The sequence below is a fragment of the Aliidiomarina shirensis genome (assembly GCF_003987345.1).
GTDB lineage: Bacteria > Pseudomonadota > Gammaproteobacteria > Enterobacterales > Alteromonadaceae > Aliidiomarina > Aliidiomarina shirensis.
On record NZ_PIPP01000001.1, the window covers coordinates 727,198 to 749,406 of the forward strand.

Sequence of the window (22,209 nt, forward strand, 5' to 3'; positions counted from 1 at the left end):
ATATAAAGATACATTTAACACGGAAAAACATCAGATGCTAATGTTACTGATGGAAAATAATTAAATGCTAAATCACCCATACTGGTAAAACACACGCGAAACGTTATTATCGACCTCGCCTCAATTTTCATAAGCTATTACAGACGAAAGTATAAAGCTGGCTCATGGGGCGAAACCAACTCATGTGTTAAACTAATCGCATTCATTAAATTCAAGATCACGGAGAATATGGTTATGGTACAACGATTCCGAACTGAGCGTGATAGCATGGGTGAAATAGAAGTTCCCGACGATGCCCTATATGGCGCACAGACCCAACGCGCATTGAATAATTTTAATATTAGCGGCCTTACCCTTCCCTTTGCTTTTATCCGCGCAGTAGCGCTTATTAAATATTGCGCCGCTGAGGCAAATGCAGAGCTTGGTTTACTTGCGAGTAATAAAGCGGATGCCATCATGCAAGCGGCTCTGGAAGTTTTTGAAGGCCGTTGGCAAAACCAATTCCCTGTGGATGTGTTCCAAACCGGCTCTGGCACCAGCACAAACATGAACGTTAACGAAGTTCTAGCCACATTAGCAGCGCGCGCGAGTGGATTAGATATTCACCCAAACGATGATGTAAATCTCGGCCAAAGCAGCAATGATGTTATTCCAACCGCCATTCAATTAAGTGCTGCGCGCCGCATTCACCGTAAACTAATTCCGGCAATGCAAAATCTGCGTAACGTTATTGATGAAAAAGCAGCGCGTTTAGATCATGTGGTAAAAACCGGCCGCACCCATTTAATGGATGCAATGCCACTTACGCTCGGCCAAGAATTGCGTACTTGGAGTGCCCAACTAGAACAAGCAGAGCAACGCTTAGAGTCCTTGCTACCGCAATTGCGTTCGCTACCGCAAGGAGGCACCGCAATCGGCACGGGTATTAATGCGCATCCTGATTTTGCGCGTGTGTTTTGTGAAAGCATGAGCAATTTTACAGAACAACCCTTCACACCAGCGGCCAATAAATTCGCCGGAATAGCCGGCCAGGATATAGCCGTGGCTACCTCGGGTAGTATGGTTTCTGTTGCCACCATTATGATGAAAATCGCCAATGATTTACGCTGGATGAACAGCGGCCCTCTGGCCGGGCTCGGTGAAATTACACTAGCCGCGCTGCAGCCCGGTTCCAGCATCATGCCTGGAAAGGTAAACCCAGTGATTCCAGAGGCGATTGCAATGGCTTCAGCGCAGGTGATGGGCAATCAAACCAGTATTAGTATTGCGGGCCAAAGCGGTAATTTTCAGCTGAATGTGATGCTCCCACTCATCGCCTATAATTTACTCCAGAGTATTGAGCTTATGTGGGCAAGCTCTGATGCCCTAGCTAATCAGGCCATAGCGGATTTTCAAGTCAACGAAGATAAGCTAAATGAAGCGCTTGATCGCAACCCGATTCTAGTTACCGCATTAAATCCAGTTATCGGTTACAACAAAGCAGCGGAAATTGCTAAGGCGGCCTATCAACAGAACCGCCCGGTTATCGACGTTGCAAAAGAAATGACCGACTTAACCGAAGATGAATTAAAAGAACTGTTATCACCCCTCGAACTAACTAAAGGTGGATTACACAAATGAGCCAACTGAATATTCTAATTACCGGTGCCAACCGTGGTATTGGCTTACAGCTCGCGAAACAATACGCTGAGCAAGGCGCGAAAGTTTTTGCTGCCTGTCGCGAAGCGAGTGAAGCCCTTATCAGCAGTAAAGTTACCGTTATTTCTGGAATTGATGTAACCGATAGCAATGCCGCGGAAACCCTAAAAAACGAGCTTGGCGGCAGCAAAATTGATATTTTAATCAACAACGCCGGCATTCTAACGCGGGAAAACCTTGAAAGCGCGCCTGCAGCGGATATCCAACAGCAATTCAATGTAAATGCCTTGGCCCCCCTGCAGCTAACCTTAGGCCTGCGATCGCAATTCAACGATAATGCGAAAGTAATTATGATTACCAGCCGAATGGGATCGATGAGCGATAACGGCAGCGGCGGATATTATGGTTATCGTATGTCGAAGGCTGCACTGAATGCGGCTGGTGTATCGTTAGCCTGTGATTTAAAACCGGAAGGTATTGCCGTAGCTTTATTGCATCCCGGTTATGTGCAAACGGATATGGTAAATAACACCGGCGATATTAGCGCCACCGAAGCAGCTGAACGGCTGCGCCAGCGAATTGCCGAACTTAACCTCGAAAACACGGGTACATTCTGGCACAGCAATGGCGAAGTTTTGCCTTGGTAAGTGAAAAATTGGTAACTTGTTTGCGCTGCTCTAAAGATTCTCAAACAAAATAAAAGGCGTGATATTATGCCGCTCAAAATTAGGAATTAAATTTCTGTGAAGCGTGTAGCGAGATGTTTCGTTAATAATTTGCTGCACTTTTCACCAGTTCAGTGCTTTTTTGAGCAATCAGCACAGAAATATCAGTTTTTTTCCGAAAAGGTGTTGACTGAACACGGGCGGATTCGCATAATACGCGCCGCACTGACACATACAGTGCAAATCAGAAAGATATGGCTACGTAGCTCAGTTGGTTAGAGCACATCACTCATAATGATGGGGTCGCAGGTTCGAATCCCGCCGTAGCCACCAAAAACTGATCCGCGGGAGTGGTGGAATTGGTAGACACGCTGGATTTAGGTTCCAGTGCCGCAAGGCGTGAGAGTTCGAGTCTCTCCTTCCGCACCAATCAGTTTTTTGCTGTTTAGATTCAGTTGGGGTATAGCCAAGTGGTAAGGCAGCGGGTTTTGATCCCGCCATTCCCAGGTTCGAATCCTGGTACCCCAGCCATCTTCCCTACGGCACTTCTTCACGTAATACCTTAAGAATCATCCCTGGTGGGGTATAGCCAAGTGGTAAGGCAGCGGGTTTTGATCCCGCCATTCCCAGGTTCGAATCCTGGTACCCCAGCCAATTTCTTGTAAGAACTGAATTGCGGTGGTGGCGGAATTGGTAGACGCGCTAGCTTCAGGTGCTAGTGTCCGAAAGGATGTGAGGGTTCGAGTCCCTCCCTCCGCACCAATTCAGCGCTTACAGAATATCTCGTTTTATCCCGCTTTTGTATTCACGAAACCCTTTTTAACCAAACTTATTCTAACCCGATTCTGCCAAACTACTTTGATAACGGACCACCCGCAAAACGGCCAGCAATGCTTCGTAATTTTTCCGTGCGTGCCAAAATTGAGAATGCTGAACGACGTGCAACGCTTAAGAACGGGTGTTCGGATCTAAATATTCGCGCTATAGAATCCAGCCCTTGCCCCATGAGTATATTTTCCACTTGTCGTTGTTTTAATACCCTTTGAAGTTTCGCTGTAAACGCCTTATTTTCATCCGTTAATTGCTGCAATAACGCTCTTAGCGCGGCTACATCGCGCAGCCCAAGATTAACACCTTGTCCAGCGAGCGGATGCACTCCGTGTGCAGCATCACCGACAACCAGGGTATTAAACAAAGGCGCGTAATAACGCAATGCATGTTGATGTTTCAACGGGAAACTCGCTGATTGCTGCAACGAGAACGGACCGATTTCTGCTCCAAAGCGTTTGAAAAGTTCGAGTTCCACCGTATTTTTTGCCCAACTGTTAATTTCCGCTGTATCGGCATAAACAATCAAGCAGGCTTGTTGATTAGCCAACGGCAGCAAAGCGTGCACCTCACGTCCACTGAATGTTTGCCAAGTGGCCGCGGGTATTTCTTGCGCCACATTCACTGTAGCCAGTAAGCAACGCTCTTGATAACTTGCACCCGCTGTGCCGATGCCCGCAGCGTGGCGTACTCGTGAATTAACACCATCAGCACCGATTAAAAATTGATAAGGAATCATTTCCCCACTAGCGGTCATCACGCTACATTTACCGTGGCCTGCCGCACTATTTACACCAGTTCCGGCATTGCCCGTAAGAGAATGACTGCCAACAATTTTGGCGAACCCATCTGTACGATAATCTACGAGAGCATGTGCTTTTAATCGTTCCGTGAGCACCCATTGCAGTGCTTTATTTTCAACCATATAGCCTAAGGGTAGCGCTTTTTCCGAGCCAAACTGCAGCCACTCACCACCCGTTTCGCGCACCGCTAACTGAGTGAATTCTTGCACCCGCAAACTCGCCACCTGCTGCCACACACCCAAGGCTTCTAACAACGCAATGTTATCTGCAGTAATTGCAGAAATTCGCAAATCATAAGCGCTTTTGCCATCAAATTCAGTTTCTGGGTAGGGCTCAAGAATAACCACTTTGCGGCCCGATTCAGCTATTGCCAGAGCCATCGCAGCGCCCACCATACCACCACCAACAACAACCCAAGGCAAGGGTGATTCTGATTGCTCTACTACGTGATCGTTTACCACTGAGTTCTCCTTGGCTAATGTAGGCCTGATACAAATAAATTAAGCTATGTTCTGATACCTATATCGGCATTATGCCGCAAAGCTTCCATATGCGGAAACATGAATCGAAATCTCACCCTACGGCTTTGGTGTCATGTTATAATTACAAGCATTGTTTTTATGTGTAATCAGCCATATGCAAATCATTGGGGGGTATTTCTGAATCCGGTTATTCTTGCTTCCGCATTATTGCTCTTTGCTGAATTATGTTTCGCAGGCACCAGCGCAATGGTAAAACACCTCACGCCCGATGTGCCCTTTTTCCATCTTGTGTTTTTTCGTAACTTTTTTGCCTTTTTAATTCTCATCCCTTGGCTAATTCGCAAGCGCCACACCGCATTTCGCACAACCCAACTGCGGCTGCACATCTTCCGCGGCATTGCTGGGGTTGGTGCCATGTACCTATTTTTCTTAGTGATCTCACAAGTTTCACTAGCGAAAGCCACGTTAGTATTACTCATGGCGCCCTTCCTGATTCCCGTTATCAGTTATTTTTGGCTAAAAGAACGTATTTCTGGACGTTTATGGTTTGCTATTAGCCTTGGTTTCTTTGGAGTGCTTATTTTCCTAAATCCGCTTTCGGGACCGCTTCCAGCGGTTATGCTTTTGGCTGTATTGGCCGCTGCGCTAGCAGCTTCTACGAAAACGATCATCCGGCAAATGGCGAGCACCGAATCACCAAGTAAAATCGTGTTCTATTTCTCATTTTTTGCCACGGTAGTAACTGCTATTCCAGTGCTTATCGATTGGCAAACCTTAAGTTTAAAGCTCTGGTTAGGCGTTGCTACTATGGGCTTGTTTGCTGTGCTAGGCCAACTCACCATGACCCGAGCCTTTAGTATCGCTCCCCCTTCTCAGGTTGGTGTATTCACCTATAGTTCGGTGTTATTCGCCGGTTTAATTGGCTATCTCGTGTGGGGTGAAGCCTTTACTTGGAATATGTTCTTAGGTTCTCTGGTAATCATTGCCGCAGGTTACGCCGCCATTCGCCATAGCCGAGGGCCAAGCACAGTGCCTACAGCAACGCCCCCAGCCAGCTAGAATTTATAAAATAACCAACCTTCTTTCGCGTATATGAAAGAAAACCACGGAAAATCAATACTGGCAAAGCTAGCAAGGTAGCGTACGAATTGCGAACAAGGTAGAATACGCTCCCTTTTGTACAAGCGGTGGAATGAAAACAAGGTTATGAGTAAAAAGGTCTATATCAAAACCTGGGGTTGCCAAATGAACGAGTATGATTCCGGCAAAATGGCGGATCTACTGCATGCACACCTCGGTTACGAGCCAACAGCTGAAGCTGAAGATGCTGATTTAATTCTTTTAAATACCTGCTCGATTCGCGAAAAAGCGCAAGAGAAGGTGTTTCATCAGCTTGGCCGTTGGAAATTACTCAAACAAGACAAACCCGATTTAATTATTGGTGTTGGTGGCTGTGTGGCTTCGCAAGAAGGCGCCGCTATTCGTTCGCGCGCCCCCTTTGTTGATCTTGTATTCGGCCCACAAACCCTGCATCGCTTGCCCGCTATGTTAAAAGAACTTGGCGAAGGCAGTGGTTCAGTTATTGATATTTCATTCCCAGAAATCGAAAAATTCGATCGGCTTCCTGATCCTATCGCTGAAGGCCCAACCGCATTTGTATCAATCATGGAAGGCTGCAGTAAGTACTGTACGTTCTGCGTAGTACCGTATACCCGCGGTGAAGAAGTAAGCCGCCCGGTAGATGACGTTTTATATGAAATAGCCCAACTTGCCGACCAAGGTGTGCGTGAAGTTAACCTACTAGGTCAAAACGTAAACGCGTTCCGTGGTCCGCATCATGACGGTGATATCTGCACGTTCGCTGAGTTATTGCATTTAATTGCCGCCATTGATGGTATTGATAGAATTCGCTACACCACTTCCCATCCAGTGGAATTCACCGATGACATTATTGCCGCTTATGAAACCATTCCTGAATTGGTAAACCACTTGCATTTACCTGTGCAAAGCGGCTCTGATCGGGTGCTCGCGCTAATGAAACGTGGCCACACTGCGATTGAGTATAAATCACAGATTCGCAAATTGAAGAAAGTACGCCCTAATATGGCGATGTCTTCTGATTTTATTATTGGTTTTCCAGGTGAAACCGATGCTGATTTCGAAGCCACAATGGATTTAATTCAGGCTATCGATTTCGACTTGAGTTTTAGCTTCATCTACAGCGCACGCCCCGGCACACCAGCGGCTGATTTGCCTGACGATGTAACTGAGCAAGCGAAAAAAGATCGATTACAGCTATTACAGCAACGTATTAATCAACAAGCGCAACGCCATGCCCGACAAATGCTGAATACTGAACAACGTATCTTAGTGATTGGCCCTTCGAAGAAAAATCCAATGGAACTCAGTGGCCGTACTGAGAACAACCGGGTTGTAAACTTTGAAGGTCGCCCCGATATGATTGGTAAGTTTGTTGATGTATTGATTACTGAAGCCCTACCGAACTCGTTACGCGGTGATTTAATTCGCGAAGAACACGAAATGGGCTTGCGTATTGATACCGCGCCGCAAGCCATTCTTGCGCGTAATCCGGAAGCGCCTGATGATTTAGGGGTAACCCACTTTAATCCAGCCGCGCCGACGAGCTAATTTAAACGTGCCGACGAGCTAATTTAAAAAGAGAAGTTGAGAGGATTGGTTGAGTAATTCTGTTGAAAGCGTAGATTTATATTTAGAACCGGCTGATAGCCAGCGTTTAGCTGGCTTATGTGGCCCATTTAACGACAACATCCAGCACATTGAGCGCCGCCTTGGTGTTGAAGTGATTCAGAACAATAATCACTTCCGCATTATCGGTGAACCCGCGGCCCTGCGTGCTACCCAAGATATTCTTAAAAATCTTTATATCGAAACCGCGCCTGTTCGTGGCCAGCAAAAAGCCGTAGATCCGAACCAAGTGCATCTCGCCATTCAAGAAAGCAACGCACTCGAACAAGATGAAGGCCCAGAAGACGACCCCATGACGCTGATAAAAACGAAGCGCGGGTTGGTAAAACCACGGAATAAAAATCAGCAGGGGTACGTGCGGGCCATTGTTACTAATGATATTAATTTTGGTGTTGGCCCTGCCGGTACCGGCAAAACGTATCTTGCCGTGGCAGCGGCGGTAGATGCACTGGAGCGGCAAGAAGTACGCCGTATTTTGCTCACGCGCCCTGCGGTGGAAGCTGGCGAGAAATTAGGCTTCCTACCTGGCGATCTAGCACAAAAAGTAGACCCCTACCTGCGCCCGCTCTACGATGCCCTATTTGAAATGTTGGGTTTTGAGAAAGTAGAGAAGTTACTTGAACGTAATATCATTGAAATCGCACCGCTGGCCTATATGCGTGGCCGTACGCTAAATGATGCCTTCATTATTCTTGATGAAAGCCAAAACACTACGCCTGAACAAATGAAAATGTTCCTCACGCGAATAGGGTTTAACTCGCGTGCGGTAATTACGGGCGATATTACCCAAATTGATTTACCGCGCGGACAAAAATCTGGGCTACGCCAAGCTATTGAAGTGCTGAATGAGATCGAAGGCATTAGTTTTACCTTCTTTAACGCCAAAGATGTAGTTCGTCACCCAGTTGTTCAACGTGTTGTTGTGGCGTACGAAAACTTTGAGAATGCGGTAAAGGCTGAAGATGAGCGTAAGGCCCAAGAATATCGAAAAGCCGCAGCTGAGAAACGTGAAAACCAAAATAACGCATCCGGCGCGAGTGAATAATTTTATGAACTATCATATTGATATTCAGCGTGCCGTTAATACACCAGAGCTACCTACTGATGCCGATATTATAAAATGGGCCAGTGCCGTACTTTCTCAACACCAGTTAGTAACAGCTGAGATGACCATTCGCATCACTGATGCAGAAGAAGTGCAAACGCTTAATCGCGAGTATCGCGGCAAAGACAAACCAACGAACGTACTTTCATTTCCGTTTGGTGATGAATTGCCCGATGAAGTATTACTTGATATACCATTATTAGGCGATATTGTGATTTGCGAGCCAGTATTGCAGGCGGAAGCTAACGAACAAAATATTGCATTTGCGCATCACTTTGCGCATCTTGTTGTTCATGGCACCTTGCATCTGCTAGGTTATGACCATATAGAAACACCGGAAGCGGAAGAAATGGAAGCGCTAGAGGCAGAGATTCTCGCCACTTTTAATATTCCAAACCCTTACGCGAATGAGCAGCAAACGCCTGCTTTATCTAATCACTCGAGGAGCGAGTAAACATCGATGAACGATGATAAACCCCACCCTGGGAACGGTTCACCACGTAAAACCTGGGCACAAAAACTTTTACAGGCATTTAACGGTGAGCCTACCAGCAGAGAAGAGCTGGTTGATATGATTCAGGACGCGGAAAACCGCGACCTAATCGACTTAGATACAAAAGAAATGATTGAGGGTGTACTGGATGTTGCTGAGCTAAAAGTTCGCGATATCATGATCCCTCGTTCGCAAATGGTAACCATCGATAAGAATCAAACGGTTGAGGAGTTTCTCCCGACAGTGATTCAAACCCAACATTCCCGTTACCCAGTTGTGAGTGAAAATAAAGATCATATCGAAGGCGTGCTACTCGCCAAAGATCTCCTTAGTTACGGCTTTAATATGGTTGACGAACCATTCTCGCTTACGCAAGTTATGCGTCCGGCGGTAATAGTGCCTGAGAGCAAGCGTGTAGATGCCCTCCTCAAAGAATTCCGCTCAAAGCGATATCATATGGCCATCGTTGTTGACGAATATGGCGGTGTCTCGGGCCTCGTTACCATTGAGGATATCCTTGAAGAAATCGTAGGTGAAATTGAAGATGAAACCGATGATGAAGATTCTAGTAGTGATATTCGCCGCATTAATAACTCTCGTTTCGCGGTAAAAGCACTTACCACCATTGAAGACTTCAACGATTTCTTTCACACCGAATTTGCTGATGATGAATACGATACTATCGGCGGCCTAGTTGCACATAACTTTGGCCATCTCCCAGAAATTGGTGAATCGGTAGTTATCGGTGAGCTTACTTTTAAAGTAACGGCAGCCGATCGCCGCCGAATCCAGCAATTACAGGTATCGCTGCCAGCAGAAGCATAATACAGCGGCGGCAATGGAGATTGGCCAAATATGTTTCAAGGTATCAGTGCCTGGTTCGCACATGTGCTGCAAACCAAACCATTTTTAACCCAGCCTAATTGGCGCAATAGCCTTATGTTTGTGGCTGGTGCTGCCATGGTGTTTGCCTATGCCCCCTTTCAACAAGGGTGGTTAGTACCCCTTCTGCTAACGGTCTGGTTGCTTGGTTTAATTCGTAGCCAAACCGGAAAGCAAGCCGCCGTTACCAGTTATTTTTTCGGGTTTGGCTGGTTTGCTACCGGCGTTAGCTGGGTTTTTGTGAGTATCGACCAATTCGGCGGGTTACCGCTAATATTCTCAATTCTCCTGATGCTATTGTTGTGCCTATACCTCGCACTCTTCCCTGCTTTTGCGGGATGGCTTTGGTTTCGAAGCCGTAAGTTCACATCGGGATTAAGCCTTCTCGTTTTGCCTTTTATATGGCTAGTTACGGAATTTCTTCGTGGCTGGTTCCTGACCGGCTTTCCTTGGTTAAGCTTGGGCTATTCACAAACCACACTAACACTTGGCAACCTAGCGCCATTTATTGGCGAGATCGGTATTAGCGTTGTTCTCATCGTGATTGCTATTAGTTTAACCATGTTGATTTTGCGAAAACGCTTTGAATGGCTTTTCATTCCTGTTGTTATTTTTTCTCTAGCTTGGTTTGCGCCACGTTGGAGCAATATCGAACCTACCGGCGAAACATTACAGGTAGCTTTGGTACAAGGTAATGTCCAACAAGATGTAAAGTGGAATCCAGCCCAACAATGGCCGAACTTACAAGCCTACTTAGCGCTTACTGAGGGCTTTTACGATCACGATTTAATTATTTGGCCAGAATCAGCCATTACTTACATTGAACCGCTTGCGCAACACCATTTGGCAGCCCTAGATCAGCGCTTAGTGGCGGAAGGAAGCACCCTTATCAGCGGTATTATTGATCTAGATCGGCGCACTGATGCCTTCTATAACTCTATGATTGTGATGGGTGAGCAATCCGGTAGCTCATGGTTTTACGGCCATGATAATCGTTACCAAAAGCATCACCTACTGCCGATTGGCGAATTTGTGCCGTTTGAATCGATCTTGCGGCCACTCGCGCCGTTATTTAATCTACCGATGTCATCTTTTAGCCGCGGCGCCTCGGTGCAGCCAAACCTTGATGCCAACGGGGTAAGTATTGCGGCGAATATATGCTTTGAAGTGGCGTTTAGCCGGCAAATTCGAGCTAATTTCCAGCAAGATACTCAGCTTTTGCTAACCATTAGTAACGATTCATGGTTTGGCGATTCACATGGGCCTCATCAACATTTGGAAATAGCCCGAATGCGTGCGCGCGAACTCGGAAGGCCTTTATTAAGAGCTACAAACAATGGTATTACCGGCGTTTTTGATGAACATGGCAATACCTTGGTACGCTTACCCCAGTTCACCGCTGGTGTAGCGAGCACCCATGTTGTTTTAGTATCAGGCACCACGTTGTTTGCCCGTTTTGGCGAGATTCTGGCGTGGTTGTTAGCTTTTGCTATTGCGCTCCCAAGTTTTAGGTGGGGAACAAGCTGGAAAACGCGTAACCGAGCGTAGTCAATCTAATCGAAAAACTATACACTTAAGGGCTACTGTAGCCCTTTGGTTTATCTTCAAAAGGAAAAAAATATGGGCAATTTAGTTGATGCCATTTTATTTACTGTTTTAGTAGCCTCAGCCGGGCTTGGCTTAGCGAGCCTTATCGTTGGCTGCTTACCAGCCGCCGCGGAACTCGATAACGAAGCGAAAGCACGTGGCCGCATTGAAGCCTTCTTCTTTGGGGTTAGCGGTATCGTGATTGCGTTAGTGATGTGGTTAGCAATGATTTTTAATTCCTAAGTTTAATTCAGGTAACAGGTAGTAGCTTAATGACGCGGAAAATCGAGGAACAATATCAACCAACGCAGTTGGAACCAGAAATTCAGCAACGTTGGGAAAACGATCAAGTATTTACGGTAACGGAAGATGAAAGCAAAGAGAAATTCTATTGCTTATCTATGTTTCCGTATCCTAGTGGTAAGTTGCATATGGGCCACGTGCGCAACTATACCCTCAGTGATGTTGTTGCTCGCTATCAGCGTTTGCTTGGAAAAAACGTGCTTCATCCGATTGGTTGGGATGCCTTTGGTTTACCTGCGGAAAACGCGGCAATTCAAAACAAATCCGCGCCCGCTAAATGGACTTACCAAAATATCGGCGATATGCGCAATCAACTAAAAGCTTTAGGCTTTGGTTATGATTGGGATCGTGAAATTGCAACTTGTCACCCTGAATATTACCGTTGGGAACAGTGGTTCTTTACAAAGCTTTATGAAAAAGGCTTGGTGTATAAGAAAAACTCTACAGTGAACTGGGATCCAGTTGATCAAACGGTTCTTGCTAATGAACAAGTTATTGATGGCCGTGGCTGGCGTTCTGGTGCATTGGTAGAGCAAAAAGAAATTCCACAATGGTTTGTAAAAATCACAGCTTATGCTGATGAGCTGTTAAGCGATTTAGACCAGCTTGAAGGTTGGCCTGAGCAAGTAAAAGCTATGCAGCGCAACTGGATTGGCCGCTCTGAAGGTGCCCAAATCACTTTCCACGTTGAACAGTTTGAGATGGCCCTAAGTGTGTATACCACTCGTCCCGATACGCTGTTTGGTGTTACCTACATGGCGGTAGCCGCGCAACATCCACTCGCGCAAAAGGCAGCCCAGCAAAATCCTGATGTTGCTGCGTTTGTAGAAAGCTGCAAACAACAGAAAGTTGCCGAAGCTGAGCTAGCCACCATGGAAAAACGCGGTATTGCTACCGGGTTTACCGCTAAGCATCCATTAACCGGCGAATCGGTTCCAGTTTGGGTAGCCAACTTCGTACTTATGGATTACGGCACCGGTGCGGTAATGGCCGTTCCGGCTCATGATCAACGGGATTTCGAATTCGCCAGTGCTTATAAGCTCGCTATTAAACCGGTAATTGATAGCGGTACTGAACATGATTACAGCGAATCGGCGCTGGTTGAGAAAGGCACTTTAATTAATTCTGGTGATTACAACGGATTAAGTTCCGCTGAAGGTTTTGAAGCCATAGCCAATAAATTGCAAGAAATGGGCATTGGTGAGCGCCAAGTGAACTTCCGATTGCGTGATTGGGGTGTTTCTCGTCAACGCTACTGGGGTACGCCAATTCCAATGTTAAATCTCGAGAATGGCGATTCTGTAGCGGTTCCAGAAAATGAGCTACCCGTTCGTTTGCCCGAAGATGTGGTAATGGACGGTGTTACCTCGCCAATTAAAGATAACCCTGAGTGGCGAAAAACAACATACAACGGCATGCCTGCCGAACACGAAACCGATACCTTCGATACCTTCATGGAATCGAGTTGGTATTACGCGCGCTATTGCTCGCCAAAACACACTGATGGCATGCTCGATCCGGCAAAAGCGAACTACTGGCTGCCGGTTGACCAATATATTGGTGGTATTGAACACGCTATTTTGCATTTATTGTATGCGCGTTTCTTCCACAAACTCATGCGCGATACCGGTTTAGTAGAATCTGACGAGCCCTTCAAACGCTTGCTTTGCCAGGGTATGGTGCTTGCGGATAGCTACTACCGAGAAGATGAGAACGGTGGCAAATCGTGGTTCTCACCGGTTGATGTGGAAATTAGCCGCAACGATAAAGGCGAAGTTGCCCAAGCTATTTATACGAAAGATGGCAAGCCCGTTATTCATGCAGGCATCAGTAAAATGTCGAAATCCAAGAACAATGGTATCGATCCACAGATCATGGTGGATAAATACGGCGCTGATACGGTGCGCTTGTTCATGATGTTTGCGGCACCGCCTGAGCTTACTTTGGAGTGGTCTGATTCTGGTGTTGAAGGGGCGCATCGGTTCCTCAAACGCGTTTGGAAGCTGGTGTACGATTTCCAAGAATTTGCGGGTAGTGCAGAAGTTGATGTTGCTGGCCTTACGGGTTCGCAAAAGGCGTTACGCCGAGAAGTGCACAAAACGATCGCCAAAGTAAGCGACGATATGGGCCGCCGCCAAAACTTTAATACGGCCATTGCCGCGGTTATGGAGCTCAGTAATCACTTGCAAAAAGCACCGCTTGAGAGCGCCAGTGATAAAGCGCTCATGCAAGAAGCGCTGGATGCTATCACCCTAATGCTTTCACCTATCACACCACATATTTGTGAACGTATGTGGCAGGCGCTTGGGCACGACAATGATATTAATTTCCAACAATGGCCAAGCGTAGATGCAAATGCATTGGTAGAAGATGAGAAATTAGTGGTCCTGCAAGTTAATGGTAAAGTGCGTGCGAAACTAACCGTACCCGCCGATATTGATAAAGAAAGTATGGAGAAACTAGCGCTGGAACAACCACAGGTACAAAAATATACTGATGGTTTAACGGTTCGCAAAGTTATTTATGTTCCAGGTAAGTTAGTGAACATCGTGGTTAGTTAATCGATACTAATGGAAAAAGCGGGTTGGAGAATACTTAAATGATGAGTGCATGGGTAATCAATACCCGCAAGTGGCAACATGGCCTGCTTTTAGTTGCAGCCATGCTGCTCTTAAGTGCCTGCAGTTTTCAACTCCGGGGTGATTATCAGGTTACTTCGCAGCTTGAAAACTTATCGCTTGAGGCGCCAACTCGCAGTGAGATAGAGAAGCAAGTACAGGAAACCTTTGCCCAACGTGATATCAACGTGGTTGCCCAAGGAGAAGGGATCACCCATGTTGTTGTGCATGAAGATCGGCTTGATCGACGAATTCTTTCGATGTTGCCATCAGGCCAAGTGGCCGAGTATGAAATCATTTATGTAATGCCCGTTACAATCACCACCCAAAGCGGGCAAACTTCGAGCCATAACATTCAGATATTGCGCGATTACCAAGATGATCCAAACTACGCTCTGGCAAAAACTCGCGAACTGGAAATGTTGGTTGGAGAAATGCGAGCAGAAGCGGCGAATCGCCTATTGCTGTTATTGAACCAGTTAACAATCGATTAATGGAAAGGATGTATCGTGCAACTCTATGCAGATCGCCTAGTAAGTCATTTAAAGCAAACACTCGCGCCGATATACTTAGTATTCGGCGATGAGCCTTACTTGGTAAGTGAATGCTGTGATTTGATTCGGAAAGCCGCTCGCAAACAAGGTTTTGATGAACGCCAGCGCTTCACTCAGGATAAGGAATTCTCTTGGGATAGCCTATTTAACGCTAGCCATACCCTTTCACTTTTCACCAGCAAACAAATCATAGAGCTAGAGCTACCGGAAGCAAAGCCCGGCCGCGATGGCAGTGCCGCTTTAGCTGATTACGCCAACGCGCAAATGCCCGATCAAATACTTATTCTGTTTGGTGCACATTTGCGCAAGGATCAACAAAAGAGTAAATGGTTTCAAGCACTGCAAAAAAATGGTGTATTCATTCCCGTTTATTCACCCGATCGCAATAAATTACCAGCTTTTGTACAACAGCGCGCAGAAAGGCTTGGCCTAACCTTAGAACCCGAAGCAACTCAGCAGCTATGTAATTGGTATGAAGGCAACTTACTTGCCCTCAGCCAAGCTTTGGAAAAACTGAAGTTACTGTATCCTGAGCAACGGATTAACCTCGCTGCTGTTGAAGGTGCAAATGAAGATTCTAGCCGCTTCGATGTATTTTCTTTGCGCGATACGTTGGTACAACAAAAACCAAAAGCCTTTTTACATTGCCTACAACGTTTACTAGAAACCGGCACGGAACCCGTACTTATCCATTGGGTATTACAACGTTTACATTTTACGCTAGTTAACTTACGCCAAGCCCTGCGCCAGAAACAGAATTTACAAGCAATTTGGGCAGCGGAAAATATTTGGGCGGCTCAACAAGACCATTATTTGCAGTTAGCCCGAAAAGATACACCCTACCGTAGTCAAGCAAGAATCCATTTACTAGAACGACTCGAATACGCGTTAAAACGAGATTCCGGTGAATCCCCGCAAATTCTGGCTACGCATATTGGGTTACTCTTTATGCCACAGTTAAGTAAGCTTGATTCGCTTGCTGATTTTACCCACCCTGCAGATATCGAGGGCTAAAAATTGACCCGAGCAAAGCGCCAAATTGCAATCGTGGGTGGCACCTTTGACCCGGTACATTGGGGCCATCTAAAGCCAATTCTTGAGGTAGCAAATGCATTTAATTTTGAATGTATTCACCTGCTACCCACTTGTGCTCCGCCGCATCGCCAACAACCCGAAGTATTAAATACTCATAGGCTTGGTATGTTAGATGCTGCAACTGAGCTCGATAGCCGTTTTGTCGTAAATGATTGGGAACTGCGCCAAGGATTGCCTTCACGTACGCTTCCTACTTTAAAGCACTTCCATACAGTTTCAGCTGATGCCACGTTATATTTCATTATTGGCATGGATAGTTTATTAAATTTACCGGATTGGCAGCATTGGCAACGGTTATTTGATTTTGCACACTTTATTGTTATTCCGCGGCCAGGATATGCGCTGGCAGATGCAAGCGACGATGTGAAAGATTTATTAGCTGCACGACAATGTGATAGTGCGGATATGCAAACCGGCAGCGGCAAGATCTCTATTGCAGATACACAACCGCTTGATATTTCAGCAACCGAACTGCGCCAACAATTGCGAAATCATAATGAGCGCCCCGAGTTACTTCCGGAACCGGTTTGGAATTATATTCGCGAACATAATCTTTACCGCTAGCGATAGCTGCACCAAGCCCTGCACTCGTGGTACACTCTGCGGTTGACAAATTCTATAGGAGTAACCGAGCGTTGCAAACCGAACAATTACGAGATTTTATTCTCAGCAAAATTGAAGACCTGAAAGGCCGCGATATTCAAGTTCTTGATATCCGTGATAAAACTGATGTTACCGATTTCTTAGTTATCTGCTCTGGAAACTCGAAAACGCACGTACGCAGTATTGCAAAGCACGTTGCATTAGAAGCCAAACATGTAGGTGAAGTTGCTCTAGGCATGGAAGGTGAAGATGATGGCGAATGGGTTTTAGTTGATTTCGGCCCCGTTGTTGCGCATGTGATGCAAGATAGTACACGTGATTTTTATCAACTCGAAAAACTCTGGGGTTAACCCACACCTATGCGCTTACAATTAATCGCAGTGGGCAGCAAAATGCCAAGTTGGATTGCCACCGGCTATCAAGAATATGCCAAGCGCATGCCGCCGGAGTTGCCCCTCGATTTAATTGAAATTCAAGCTGGAAAGCGCGGTAAAAAAGCCGATGTTGGCAAACTTACCCAGCAAGAAGGTGAAAAGATGCTGGCGGCGCTAAAAGGCCCCACGCATGTTGTTACCCTCGAAGTAAACGGAAAGCCTTGGGATACCCATAAACTCTCGCAACGCATGCAGCAATGGCAACTTGATGGCCGCGATGTTGCATTCCTAGTGGGAGGGCCAGAAGGTTTATCTGCCGAATGCCAAGCAAGAGCAGATGAGCGTTGGTCTTTATCACCGTTAACCTTGCCTCATCCGCTGGTTCGTGTTGTTATTGCCGAGGCGCTCTTTCGAGCTTGGAGTTTACTGAGTAATCACCCTTATCATCGCGAATAATTAAAACATGAAAAAACGCGTTCCGATTCGAAATCATCAAGCAGAATCAGCCTTATTTGGGCGCCGAGCTATTGTTAGCTTAACTATTGTAGGCGTTGTTTTTCTTGGCCTACTGGCCAACCTCTATAAACTCCAAGTTACCAGTTTTCAAGAATTCCAAACCCGCTCAAATAGTAATCGTATTGTTGTTTTACCCGTGGCACCGAATCGCGGCCTTATTTATGATCGTAATGGTGAGATTTTAGCCGACAATACGCCGGTTTATAGTTTAGAGGTATCACCCGCCGAAGTTGGTGATATGAGAACGGTTGTCGAGAAACTGGTAGCATTATTAGAGTTACCCGCCGATACCGCTGAAAGTTTTTATTCGCGCTTAAATCAAACCCGTCGTTTTCCGCAAGTTACGCTATTTGATAATTTAAATGAAAGCCAAGTGGCTCGGTTTGCCAGCGTGCAACACCAATTCCCAGGTATCAATATCGAAGGCAGGCTGCAGCGTTTTTATCCGCATCGCGATTTGCTTACCCATGCGGTAGGTTATGTAGGCCGTATTAACCAACAAGATGTATTGCAGTTACGCGAACAAGAGTTATATGCCCAGTATGCGGCCACACGAACCATTGGTAAGCTTGGAATTGAGCGTTACTACGAAAATATTCTGCACGGCGAAGTGGGTTATCAAACGGTAGAAGTGAACAACCGCGGCCGTGTTGTGCGCACACTTGATTTTAATCCCCCTACCCCTGGCAAAGATATTCATTTAGAACTCGATATTGGCTACCAAAAAGTGGCGCGCGATCAACTTCGTGGCCGCCGCGGCGCCATTATTGTGCTCGACGCCAACACAGGCGGCATTTTAGCGCTGTATTCGAATCCAGGTTATGACCCGAATTTATTTGTTGGTGGTATTTCCAGTACGGAATATAGAGCCCTATTAAATAATACCTCAAACCCGCTCATCAACCGTGCTACGCAAGGCCGATACCCACCTGCTTCTACTATAAAACCGCATCTAGGCGTTCTCGGTTTGCATCTTGGTGTGATTACCGCTGAATCACGTGTATGGGATCCCGGCTGGTATCAATTAGAAGGCGTAGAGCGGCGCTTCCGCGATTGGCGAGCGCAAGGGCATGGTTGGGTAGATATCACCAAAGCAATTGCAGAATCGTGTAACACGTACTATTACGATTTATCTTTTCAATTAGGCATCGATAACATTTCTAGCTTTATGGGCGAAATGGGGTTCGGCAAGCGCACTGGAATCGATATATCCGAGGAGAGCACGGCTCTCATGCCAGATAGAGGCTGGAAACGGGCACGCTACAACGAACCTTGGTACCATGGTGAAACCTTATCCATCGGCATAGGCCAGAGTTTTTGGACGGTAACCCCGTTACAATTAGCGACTTCAACAAGCATTATCGCAACCGAAGGCCGCCGCCTTCAGCCTCGATTACTGCGCGGTGTTGGCGAACAAAACGCTATTGAATACACAGATATTATTGAGAACCCTCCCCTCGTATTGAGTGATTCTGCACATTGGCAAACGATCAAAAATGCGATGCAAGCCACCATTACGGATCCACGTGGTACCGCGAGGTTAGCATTCTTAAATGCGCCCTATACCGCTGCGGGTAAAACCGGAACCGCGCAAGTGGTTGCCTTAAGCGACGAAACCGACGAACGCCCAGATGTCGAAGATGTGGCGGAACGTTTTCGCGATAATGCTACCTATATAGGATATGCGCCAGCTGAATACCCAGAAATAGTGGTATCTATTGCACTCGAAAACGTGGGTGGCGGTGGCCGAAATGCAGCACCAGTATCACGCGCCTTGATGGATTACTATTTTGCGAGTGAAACAGAAAAAGCAGCAATACTTCAGGCGATAGAAGACGAGGAAGCCAATGCAAACAACTGAAGAGCGGCAACGCCATCCATGGCTCGCTAAATTGCATATCGATGGCCCGTTATTTTTAGGCTTAATCGCCCTTTGCTGCGTTAGCTTGTTCGTTATTTATAGTGCCGGTGGACAAGATCTAGGCTTAGTGCAACGCCAAGTAATCCGTATGGGAATTTCATTTGGTGTGCTTTTCATTGTGGCTCAAATTGCACCAGACACATTTCGTACTTATGCCGTGCCTGTGTATATCGTTGGCGTATTAATGCTCGTGGCGGTAATGTTTTTTGGCGTTAGTGGGAAAGGCGCACAACGCTGGCTTGATATCGGCGTAACCCGAATCCAGCCCTCAGAAATAATGAAGCTTGCTGTGCCCATCATGCTGGCTTGGTACTGCGCCCGAAATCCAGTACCCATTCGCTTCTTACACGTATTAGGTGGCCTGTTATTAGTTTTAGCGCCTACATTACTAATTGCTCGGCAACCCGATTTAGGCACGTCGGTGTTAGTAGCCAGCTCTGGAATTTTTGCCCTATTTCTTGCCGGTATGAGCTGGCGTTTAGTGTTTACCGGAGCAATTACACTCGGAGCCTCATTACCGGTTTTCTGGTTTTTCCTATTACGTGAATACCAACGGCAACGAGTGCTTACCTTTTTAAATCCCGAAAGCGATCCACTTGGCGCCGGCTATCATATTATCCAATCAAAAATAGCCATTGGGTCTGGTGGCTTCGATGGTAAAGGTTGGCTACAAGGTACACAATCGCAGCTAGAGTTTTTACCGGAACGGCACACAGATTTCATTTTCTCAGTGTTTAGCGAAGAATTTGGCTTTGTGGGTGTGGTGGCATTACTTGCTTTATACGGTTTTGTAATTTTCCGTGGCATGCTGTTGTCTATTCGTGCCCAGAGTAACTTTCAACGAATATTGGGAGGCAGCGTCACCTTAACATTTTTCATCTATGTGCTCGTTAATATTGGTATGGTATCCGGCGTTCTACCGGTTGTTGGGGTACCTCTGCCGCTTATTAGTTATGGTGGTACATCGATGGTTACGATGATGGCTGGATTTGGCATTATTATGGGTATCGCAACCCATCGGCGGTTAGCGATTAGCCAATCAACATAGTTTTAAAGGAAAAGTTTATGCAACGTATTTTACATTCGTTAGTGCGCCCTCGTGTGTTGGTTTCTTTGGCACTCGCTGGCTGTTTACTTGGGCAAAGTGCGTTGGCTAACGATTGGAGCGCGGCAGAGCAAGCGTTTATTCACGAGCTAGAGCAGGAATACAACATTCCTCGAGCGCGCACCGAAGCACTCTTGCGCGACGCAGTAAAAAGCCAAGCAATTATCGATTCAATCACGCGCCCTTGGGAAGCTCGCCCTTGGCATGAATACTATAAAATATTCCTTACTCAGCGCCGCCTAGATGAAGGCATCGAATTCTGGAATGAGCACGAAGAAACGCTAAATCGTGCAGCCGAAACCTATGGTGTAGCTCCAGAAATTATTGTTGCTATTATGGGGGTGGAAACATCCTACGGCACCATTATGGGCAATCACCGCGTACTTGATGCACTGTATACATTAGGCTTTCATTACCCGCCTCGGCAGACATTTTTCCGCGGCGAGCTACGCCAATTCATTCAACTAAGTGAAGAAGAAAATATTCCAGCTACTGAGATTCTTGGTTCCTATGCCGGTGCCATGGGGTTTGGTCAGTTTATTTCGTCGAGTTATCGCCATTATGCGGTCGATTTTGATAATGATGGTGTCCGTGATCTCATGGGCAATGTTGACGATGCGATTGGTAGTGTTGCCAATTACTTTGCTATGCATCGTTGGCAAGCAGGCCAACCTGCCGCTGTGCCGGCTTGGGTTAGCGAAACTACACCGCTAGAAGAATTAACGTCGGGCACGGGGCAAGCATTAACACACACAATAGGTGAACTGCGCGAGCATCATGTTCATTTTATCACCGCGCTTCCTGATTCTACCCCTGCTCGTCTATTTGCTTTTGAAGAGCCAGGTGGAAACTATTCATACTGGGTGGGTTTACCGAACTTTTACGCCATTACGCGTTATAACCATAGTCCGTTGTATGCAATGGCTGTGTTACAGTTATCCAAACAGTTACGCGAACATCGGTAACCTGAAAAGTGATGTGCGTACACTAAAATAATAATCATAAGAACAAGCAAAGGTAAGGGTATTATGCTCATAACAAACGCAAGTAGGATTTTGCTGGTATGCCTGCTATCAGCCCTTATTTCTGCTTGCGCAAGCGCAAGTAACAGCCAACGCTACCGTATGAGCCAAGATCAAGCCCCCGCACGAGTGCCTACTGCTGCTGAATTGTACCAAGTTGAGCCTCGGCACGAACCGATTAGCCGCGTGGGAAACCTCCCGTATCAAGTGAATGGCGTGCAGTATTTTGTACTGGCTAGCAATGAGGGATATAGCGAAGAGGGTATCGCTTCTTGGTATGGTCAAAAATTCCATGGTCACCGCACGTCCATGGGCGAGTTTTTCAACATGTACGGCTTAACCGCCGCCCATAAAACCCTTCCTTTGCCTTCCTGGGTTCGTGTTACCAATCTTGATAACAACAAAGAAATCGTTGTACGTGTGAATGATAGAGGCCCTTTTCACCCAGATCGTATTATCGATCTTTCTTATGCAGCCGCTTATGCTTTAGGTATTGATAAAACCGGAACGGGGCGCGTTCACATTGAAGCGATTACGCCCGGGCGCGAAAGTAACATTCTTGCACCAGCAGTTAGCGATGACGAATATACCCACTTTATCCAAGTAGCTGCAGCAAGAGATGTCGCGAACTTAGAAAACTTACAGCAGCGTTTACAAGAAATTTATGCCTTAGATGCAACTACTGAGCTACAGAATGGTCTGAATCGTTTATTATTAGGCCCGTTTACCGAGCAACAAACGATGCAATGGATTAATCGTTTACAGGCCGATGGTTTTGATGGCATTTTCCGTGTTCCGATTAACCAAAGCCAGTAAACACATATCGGTAAATACATATTTTTGGTATACTCAGCACTTGTGTTTTCAAGGCAGATAGAAATCGCTGGG

Annotated in this window: 20 protein-coding genes and 5 tRNA genes; 24 read left to right on the forward strand and 1 reads right to left on the reverse strand. The window is 46.4% G+C overall.

Annotated features, from left to right (window positions below; translation table 11 throughout):
* Nucleotides 1-234: 234 nt before the first annotated feature.
* The 7 genes from CWE13_RS03410 to CWE13_RS03440 all read left to right on the forward strand — a co-directional run bounded on the left by CWE13_RS03410 (nucleotide 235) and on the right by CWE13_RS03440 (nucleotide 3,065).
* Nucleotides 235-1,620 (forward strand): class II fumarate hydratase, encoded by a 1,386-nt coding sequence (locus tag CWE13_RS03410; protein ID WP_126805927.1) that lies wholly within the window; start codon nucleotides 235-237, stop codon nucleotides 1,618-1,620.
* Complete coding sequence (locus CWE13_RS03415; RefSeq protein WP_126805928.1) at nucleotides 1,617-2,285, forward strand: SDR family oxidoreductase; 669 nt, start codon at nucleotides 1,617-1,619, stop codon at nucleotides 2,283-2,285. Before CWE13_RS03410 ends, CWE13_RS03415 begins: the two co-directional genes overlap by 4 nt.
* A gap of 274 nt (nucleotides 2,286-2,559) precedes the next feature.
* Nucleotides 2,560-2,636, forward strand: a tRNA-Met gene (locus tag CWE13_RS03420).
* 11 nt (nucleotides 2,637-2,647) lie between these two features.
* Nucleotides 2,648-2,732: transfer RNA gene (locus tag CWE13_RS03425), tRNA-Leu, on the forward strand.
* Between the two features lie 27 nt (nucleotides 2,733-2,759).
* Nucleotides 2,760-2,834, forward strand: a tRNA-Gln gene (locus tag CWE13_RS03430).
* A gap of 48 nt (nucleotides 2,835-2,882) precedes the next feature.
* Nucleotides 2,883-2,957 (forward strand) — tRNA-Gln (locus CWE13_RS03435).
* A 21-nt stretch (nucleotides 2,958-2,978) separates the two neighbouring features.
* Nucleotides 2,979-3,065, forward strand: a tRNA-Leu gene (locus CWE13_RS03440).
* A 91-nt stretch (nucleotides 3,066-3,156) separates the two neighbouring features.
* On the opposite strand, the gene CWE13_RS03445 is transcribed toward CWE13_RS03440, so the two are convergent.
* Complete coding sequence (locus CWE13_RS03445) at nucleotides 3,157-4,395, reverse strand: FAD-dependent monooxygenase (protein WP_126805929.1); 1,239 nt, start codon at nucleotides 4,393-4,395, stop codon at nucleotides 3,157-3,159.
* Between the two features lie 159 nt (nucleotides 4,396-4,554).
* Between CWE13_RS03445 and CWE13_RS03450 the strand changes: the two genes are divergently transcribed.
* From CWE13_RS03450 to CWE13_RS03530, 17 genes are all read left to right on the forward strand, one after another.
* The gene (locus tag CWE13_RS03450) at nucleotides 4,555-5,475 is read left to right on the forward strand and encodes a DMT family transporter (protein ID WP_126805930.1); all 921 of its coding nucleotides are present in this window, start codon (nucleotides 4,555-4,557) and stop codon (nucleotides 5,473-5,475) included.
* A gap of 147 nt (nucleotides 5,476-5,622) precedes the next feature.
* A complete protein-coding gene (gene miaB, locus CWE13_RS03455; protein ID WP_126805931.1) occupies nucleotides 5,623-7,065 on the forward strand; it encodes a tRNA (N6-isopentenyl adenosine(37)-C2)-methylthiotransferase MiaB in 1,443 nt (480 codons plus the stop codon).
* A 49-nt stretch (nucleotides 7,066-7,114) separates the two neighbouring features.
* Complete coding sequence (locus CWE13_RS03460; RefSeq protein WP_126805932.1) at nucleotides 7,115-8,188, forward strand: PhoH family protein; 1,074 nt, start codon at nucleotides 7,115-7,117, stop codon at nucleotides 8,186-8,188.
* Nucleotides 8,189-8,192: 4 nt separating this feature from the next.
* Nucleotides 8,193-8,702: an rRNA maturation RNase YbeY gene (gene ybeY / locus CWE13_RS03465; protein ID WP_126805933.1), complete on the forward strand. Its 510-nt coding sequence runs from the start codon at nucleotides 8,193-8,195 to the stop codon at nucleotides 8,700-8,702.
* A gap of 6 nt (nucleotides 8,703-8,708) precedes the next feature.
* Complete coding sequence (gene corC / locus CWE13_RS03470) at nucleotides 8,709-9,566, forward strand: CNNM family magnesium/cobalt transport protein CorC (protein ID WP_126805934.1); 858 nt, start codon at nucleotides 8,709-8,711, stop codon at nucleotides 9,564-9,566.
* Nucleotides 9,567-9,596: 30 nt separating this feature from the next.
* Nucleotides 9,597-11,171, forward strand: coding sequence for an apolipoprotein N-acyltransferase (gene lnt, locus CWE13_RS03475; RefSeq protein WP_241973619.1), 1,575 nt, complete (start codon nucleotides 9,597-9,599; stop codon nucleotides 11,169-11,171).
* Nucleotides 11,172-11,243: 72 nt separating this feature from the next.
* Entirely contained in the window at nucleotides 11,244-11,453 is a 210-nt protein-coding gene (locus tag CWE13_RS03480; RefSeq protein ID WP_126805935.1) for a hypothetical protein, read from the forward strand.
* A gap of 41 nt (nucleotides 11,454-11,494) precedes the next feature.
* Entirely contained in the window at nucleotides 11,495-14,074 is a 2,580-nt protein-coding gene (gene leuS, locus CWE13_RS03485) for a leucine--tRNA ligase (RefSeq protein ID WP_126806167.1), read from the forward strand.
* A gap of 38 nt (nucleotides 14,075-14,112) precedes the next feature.
* Nucleotides 14,113-14,625, forward strand: a complete 513-nt coding sequence (locus CWE13_RS03490) for an LPS-assembly lipoprotein LptE (protein ID WP_126805936.1) — start codon at nucleotides 14,113-14,115, stop codon at nucleotides 14,623-14,625.
* A 15-nt stretch (nucleotides 14,626-14,640) separates the two neighbouring features.
* On the forward strand, nucleotides 14,641-15,699 hold the full coding sequence (gene holA / locus CWE13_RS03495) for a DNA polymerase III subunit delta (protein WP_157980927.1): 1,059 nt from the start codon (nucleotides 14,641-14,643) through the stop codon (nucleotides 15,697-15,699).
* Nucleotides 15,700-15,702: 3 nt separating this feature from the next.
* On the forward strand, nucleotides 15,703-16,344 hold the full coding sequence (gene nadD, locus CWE13_RS03500; protein ID WP_126805938.1) for a nicotinate-nucleotide adenylyltransferase: 642 nt from the start codon (nucleotides 15,703-15,705) through the stop codon (nucleotides 16,342-16,344).
* Nucleotides 16,345-16,415: 71 nt separating this feature from the next.
* The gene (gene rsfS, locus CWE13_RS03505; protein WP_126805939.1) at nucleotides 16,416-16,733 is read left to right on the forward strand and encodes a ribosome silencing factor; all 318 of its coding nucleotides are present in this window, start codon (nucleotides 16,416-16,418) and stop codon (nucleotides 16,731-16,733) included.
* Nucleotides 16,734-16,742: 9 nt separating this feature from the next.
* Nucleotides 16,743-17,213 carry a 23S rRNA (pseudouridine(1915)-N(3))-methyltransferase RlmH gene (gene rlmH / locus CWE13_RS03510; protein ID WP_126805941.1) on the forward strand — a complete coding sequence of 157 codons (471 nt, stop codon included), beginning with the start codon at nucleotides 16,743-16,745 and terminating at the stop codon, nucleotides 17,211-17,213.
* A 7-nt stretch (nucleotides 17,214-17,220) separates the two neighbouring features.
* Nucleotides 17,221-19,134, forward strand: a complete 1,914-nt coding sequence (gene mrdA / locus CWE13_RS03515) for a penicillin-binding protein 2 (RefSeq protein ID WP_126805943.1) — start codon at nucleotides 17,221-17,223, stop codon at nucleotides 19,132-19,134.
* On the forward strand, nucleotides 19,121-20,242 hold the full coding sequence (gene rodA, locus CWE13_RS03520) for a rod shape-determining protein RodA (protein WP_126805945.1): 1,122 nt from the start codon (nucleotides 19,121-19,123) through the stop codon (nucleotides 20,240-20,242). The genes mrdA and rodA overlap by 14 nt, the downstream gene beginning before the upstream one ends.
* A 17-nt stretch (nucleotides 20,243-20,259) precedes the next feature.
* A complete protein-coding gene (gene mltB / locus CWE13_RS03525) occupies nucleotides 20,260-21,264 on the forward strand; it encodes a lytic murein transglycosylase B (RefSeq protein ID WP_126805946.1) in 1,005 nt (334 codons plus the stop codon).
* A gap of 63 nt (nucleotides 21,265-21,327) precedes the next feature.
* Nucleotides 21,328-22,137 (forward strand): septal ring lytic transglycosylase RlpA family protein, encoded by an 810-nt coding sequence (locus CWE13_RS03530; protein WP_126805948.1) that lies wholly within the window; start codon nucleotides 21,328-21,330, stop codon nucleotides 22,135-22,137.
* The last annotated feature ends 72 nt before the right edge of the window (nucleotides 22,138-22,209 follow it).

Bases quoted from the DNA above. Each gene is read 5' to 3' on its own strand.
- CWE13_RS03410 (WP_126805927.1), top strand. From the start codon at position 235: ATGGTACAACGATTCCGAACTGAGCGTGATAGCATGGGTGAAATAGAA.
- CWE13_RS03415 (WP_126805928.1), top strand. From the start codon at position 1,617: ATGAGCCAACTGAATATTCTAATTACCGGTGCCAACCGTGGTATTGGC.
- CWE13_RS03450 (WP_126805930.1), top strand. From the start codon at position 4,555: ATGTGTAATCAGCCATATGCAAATCATTGGGGGGTATTTCTGAATCCG.
- miaB (WP_126805931.1), top strand. From the start codon at position 5,623: ATGAGTAAAAAGGTCTATATCAAAACCTGGGGTTGCCAAATGAACGAG.
- ybeY (WP_126805933.1), top strand. From the start codon at position 8,193: ATGAACTATCATATTGATATTCAGCGTGCCGTTAATACACCAGAGCTA.
- corC (WP_126805934.1), top strand. From the start codon at position 8,709: ATGAACGATGATAAACCCCACCCTGGGAACGGTTCACCACGTAAAACC.
- lnt (WP_241973619.1), top strand. From the start codon at position 9,597: ATGTTTCAAGGTATCAGTGCCTGGTTCGCACATGTGCTGCAAACCAAA.
- CWE13_RS03480 (WP_126805935.1), top strand. From the start codon at position 11,244: ATGGGCAATTTAGTTGATGCCATTTTATTTACTGTTTTAGTAGCCTCA.
- CWE13_RS03490 (WP_126805936.1), top strand. From the start codon at position 14,113: ATGATGAGTGCATGGGTAATCAATACCCGCAAGTGGCAACATGGCCTG.
- rlmH (WP_126805941.1), top strand. From the start codon at position 16,743: ATGCGCTTACAATTAATCGCAGTGGGCAGCAAAATGCCAAGTTGGATT.
- mrdA (WP_126805943.1), top strand. From the start codon at position 17,221: ATGAAAAAACGCGTTCCGATTCGAAATCATCAAGCAGAATCAGCCTTA.
- rodA (WP_126805945.1), top strand. From the start codon at position 19,121: ATGCAAACAACTGAAGAGCGGCAACGCCATCCATGGCTCGCTAAATTG.
- mltB (WP_126805946.1), top strand. From the start codon at position 20,260: ATGCAACGTATTTTACATTCGTTAGTGCGCCCTCGTGTGTTGGTTTCT.
- CWE13_RS03530 (WP_126805948.1), top strand. From the start codon at position 21,328: ATGCTCATAACAAACGCAAGTAGGATTTTGCTGGTATGCCTGCTATCA.